Annotated in this window: 3 protein-coding genes; 2 read left to right on the plus strand and 1 reads right to left on the minus strand. The window is 74.1% G+C overall.

Going from position 1 to position 3917, the window contains the following annotated elements; all coding sequences use genetic code 11:
• Together VR45_RS40375 and VR45_RS40380 are read left to right on the plus strand one after the other, a co-directional pair.
• Nucleotides 1–1707 (plus strand): peptidoglycan binding domain-containing protein (locus tag VR45_RS40375; RefSeq protein WP_052709742.1); only part of this gene is annotated, 1707 nt, incomplete at its 5' end.
• A 115-nt stretch (nucleotides 1708–1822) separates the two neighbouring features.
• Nucleotides 1823–3547 (plus strand): ABC transporter family substrate-binding protein, encoded by a 1725-nt coding sequence (locus VR45_RS40380; RefSeq protein ID WP_045944961.1) that lies wholly within the window; start codon nucleotides 1823–1825, stop codon nucleotides 3545–3547.
• Nucleotides 3548–3617: 70 nt separating this feature from the next.
• On the opposite strand, the gene VR45_RS40385 is transcribed toward VR45_RS40380, so the two are convergent.
• A partial coding sequence (locus VR45_RS40385) for an oligopeptide/dipeptide ABC transporter ATP-binding protein (RefSeq protein ID WP_045944962.1) occupies nucleotides 3618–3917 on the minus strand: 300 nt, incomplete at its 5' end.

The following is a 3917-nucleotide window of genomic DNA, read 5'->3' on the forward strand; positions in this document are numbered from 1 at the left end:
CCCGAGGGCGGCCGCCCGCAGACCGAGCGCCCCGCCGCGGCCCGTGCCAACGGCCGCCCGGTGCCCGCCCAGGCCCAGGCACAGGCCCCCGGTCCGCGTCCGACCGGCGCGCCCGCCACTCCGTACGGCGCCGGCGGCGAGCTGCCCGCCGACGAGGCCGGTGTCTACGCGGACGCCCCGGCCGACCCGTTCGCGCCCGGCGCCCCGGTCGACCCCTTCGGCACCGGCGGCCCGGCCGACCCGTTCGCGCCCGCCGATCCCTTCGCCCCCGGCACCGCTCCGTTCAACCCCGGCGGCGACCCGTTCAACCCCGGTGCGGACCCGTTCGCCACGGGCCCCGGCCGGCCCGGCGGCGCCCAGCAGGGCCGGGGCCGCCCCGCCCCCGCCGGGCCCGGTACCGCGGACCCCGAGGACACCTCGGTCGACGGCTTCGCGCCGATCCGCGAGAACGCCCCGGCCGGCCCCATACCCGGGTCCCCCGCCGGACCGGCCGCTCCGGGCGGCGGCCCGCAGCCCGGCCTGTTCGCCTCCGCCCCGCCCGGCGGCCCGCACGGCGCCCCGGCACCCGGCAGCCTCTTCCCCGGCGTCCCCGACGCCATGGGGGCACCCGCCGGCCCGCACCCCGGTGCCTCCCAGGCCCACCCGCGTCCCGGCGGCGCGGACTCCGCACCGCCCACCGCACCGGCGGCGGACGGCCCGCCGGCCCCGAAGCCCGCGCCGGCCGCCAAGCCCGCCGCGGCCGCCAAGCCCCGGCCGAGCGCCGCCAAGAAGCTGGTCAAGCTCACCACCTACGCGGTCGTCGGCGTGGCCTTCCTCGGCGCCGCCGCCTACGGCACCGGGCTGATGCTGAACCAGTCCGACATCCCCAAGGGCACCGTGGTGCTCGGCACGGACATCGGCGGCAGCAACCGCGACCAGGCCATCCACCAGCTCGACGAGAGTGTCGGCAAGGCCGGCCAGCAGCCGGTCAAGCTGAAGGTCGGCGAGCAGACCGTGGACCTCGACCCGACCGCCGCCGGACTGGCCTTCGACACCACGGCCACCGTGGACCGGCTCACCCAGCACTCCTACAACCCGGTGGACGTCCTCAAGTCGCTCAAGGGCGACGAGAAGGCCGTCCCGCCGGAGGTCAAGGTCGACCGGGCCAAGCTCAAGTCCGCGCTGGAGGCGCTGGCCGGCGGCTCCGGCCAGGGGCTCCAGGAGGGCTACGTCAAGTTCGCCGAGAACGGCGACACCGTCGTCGTCCCGGGCAAGGCCGGCCAGGCGGTGGACTCCGCCGCCGCCGTCGACCTGGTCGACACGGCCTACCGCGACCGCGCCGCGGGCAAGTCGGAGCAGCCCGTCGCCCTGGCCGTCACGGCCGCCCAGCCGAAGACCTCCCCGCAGGCCCTCCAGGGCGCGGCGGACACCCTCGGCAAGTCGGTGACGAACGGCCAGATCCACATCCAGGCCGGCCCCAAGAAGTTCGACTTCGGGCCGAAGACCGCCGCCGCCGCGCTCACCCTCGTCCCGGACGCCAACGGCAAGTTCGTGCCGAAGTGGGACCTCGACGCGCTGAACCGCCAGCTCGCCGGCGCCTTCGACAAGGTGAAGACGAAGAAGAACGGCCAGCTCGTCCCGATCACCGCGCAGGACGTCGCGGACCAGGTGACCGCGCTGTTCGAGAAGAGCGGCGACAAGGACCGGACCTTCAAGTTCCCGGCCTGATCGAACCGTTACCGGGGGGCGGGTCCCGATCCGGGCCCGCCCCTCGACAACTCCGCTCCCAGGTCAGCAAGATGTGACGCCTATCGTCCGCCGCATCCGTCCCGGGAGAACCACCATGGGCCGCCCCCTGTACCGCCGCACGGCCCTGCTCGCCGGTCTCACCGCCGTCTCGCTCTCGCTGACGCTGTGTTCCTGCGGCCCCGGCAACGGCTCCGGAGTCGGAGCCGACGCCCGGGCCCTCCCGAGCTCGGTCGAGACGCCCAAGCTCACCGCCGTCGACATCAATCCGCACGAGCGCGCCGAGCTGCGCCAGGGCGGCACCCTGCGGGTCGCGGTGGCCCAGTACTCCACCCAGTGGTCGCCGATCCAGGCCGACGGCGGCGAGTCCTCCACCATCGCCGTCACCAAGCCGCTGCTGCCGACCTTCTTCCGCTCCGACGCGGCCGGCACCCAGACCCCCAACCCGGCCTACCTCCAGGACGCGCACAGCGAGCAGCGGAACGGCCGGCAGGTGGTGGTCTGGACGCTCAACCCGAAGGCCCGCTGGTCCGACGGCACCCCGATCACCTGGCGCGACATCGAGGCCAACTGGCGGGCGCTGAACGGCAAGGACCCGGCCTACCGGTCGGCCAGCAGTACCGGGTTCGAGCTGGTCTCGGCGGTCGAGCGCGGCAAGGACGACTTCCAGGCCGTGATGACCTTCGAGCGGCCGTTCGCCGAGTGGCAGTCGATGTTCAACGGGGCCGCCAACGCCCCGCTGCTGCCCGCGAGCCGGATCGCCACCCCCGAACTCTTCAACACCGCCTACCTGGACGCCGTCCCGGTCACCGCGGGCCCGTTCAAGGTGGAGCGGATGGACCGGGCGACGCAGACCGTCACCCTGGTCGCCGACCCGGCCTGGTGGGGCGACAAGCCGCTGCTCGACCGGATCGTCTTCCGCGCGATGCTGCCCAACACGATGGCCGCCGCCTTCAACAAGGGCGAGATCGACCTGTTCAACAACGGTCCGGACGTGGCCGGCTACCAGCTGATCCGCAGCACCCCCGGTGCCGCCGTCCGCCGGGCCGGCGGGCCCGACTTCCGCCAGTTCACCCTGAACGGCCGCAGCCCCGCGCTCACCGATCCTTCCGTCCGCCAGGCCGTGTTCCAGGCGATCAACCGGGACGTCATCGCCCGCTCCGACCTGGCCGGGCTCGACTGGCCCACCGTCACCCTCAACAACCACCTGCTGGTGGCCAACCAGAACGCCTACCGGGACAACTCCCTCGGCCTCAGCCGCTACGACCCGGCCGAGGCCGTCCGCAAGCTCGACGCGGCCGGCTGGAAGCTCGACGGCGACGTCCGCCGCAAGGACGGCAAGGAGCTCAATCTGCGGCTGGTCATCCCCGCCGGGGTCACCCAGGCCCAGAACGAGGCCGCCGTCGCCACCGGCATGCTCAAGGACGTCGGGGTGAAGGTCACCACGGTCACCGCCAACCCCAACGAGTACTTCGACAAGTACGTCAACCGGCGGGACTTCGACATCGCCGCCTACTCGCTGCTCGGCACACCGTTCCCGGCCAGCGGCAACCGGGCCAACTTCGTCCAGAACGGCGGCACCAACCACTCCCAGTCCGGCAACCCCTCCGTCGACGCCGCACTCGACCGGGCCTCCGCCGCGGGCGACGCGGCCGCCGCCTTCGAGGCCATCAACCAGGCCGACGCCGAACTGTGGAAGGTGGCCGGGGTGCTGCCGCTCTACCAGCGCCCGCAGCTGTACGGGAGCCGCGCCGACCTCGCCAACATCGGCGCCCAGGGCCTGTCCGACATCGTCTGGGAGAACGTCGGCTTCCAGAAGTGACCCCGGCCCGGCAGCCGGAAGGGCCCCGGAGTCGCGCGGACTCCGGGGCCCCGGGTGCGGCCGGGCACGGTCAGCCCGAACCGATCACGTCCCGCACCTCAGCGAAGTGGCAGGCCGACTCGTGCGCGGCCGGCCCGCTCAGCGTCGACGGCACGGCCAGCAGCGGGAGTTCCTCGGCGCACCGCTCCTCCGCCTTCCAGCAGCGGGTGCGGAAGCGGCAGCCGGACGGCGGGTTGGCGGGCGAGGGGATGTCACCGCTGAGCAGGATCCGCTCGCGGTGCTCGCGCCCGGTCGGGTCGGGCACCGGCACCGCGGAGAGCAGCGCCTGGGTGTACGGATGGGTCGGGTGGGAGTAGATCTCCTCCTCCGT

The sequence above is a fragment of the Streptomyces sp. NRRL S-495 genome (genome assembly GCF_000966955.1).
Classification (GTDB): domain Bacteria; phylum Actinomycetota; class Actinomycetes; order Streptomycetales; family Streptomycetaceae; genus Kitasatospora; species Kitasatospora purpeofusca.

Excerpts from the sequence above, each read along its gene's own strand:
- VR45_RS40380 (WP_045944961.1), top strand. The coding sequence starts at position 1,823 with ATGGGCCGCCCCCTGTACCGCCGCACGGCCCTGCTCGCCGGTCTCACC.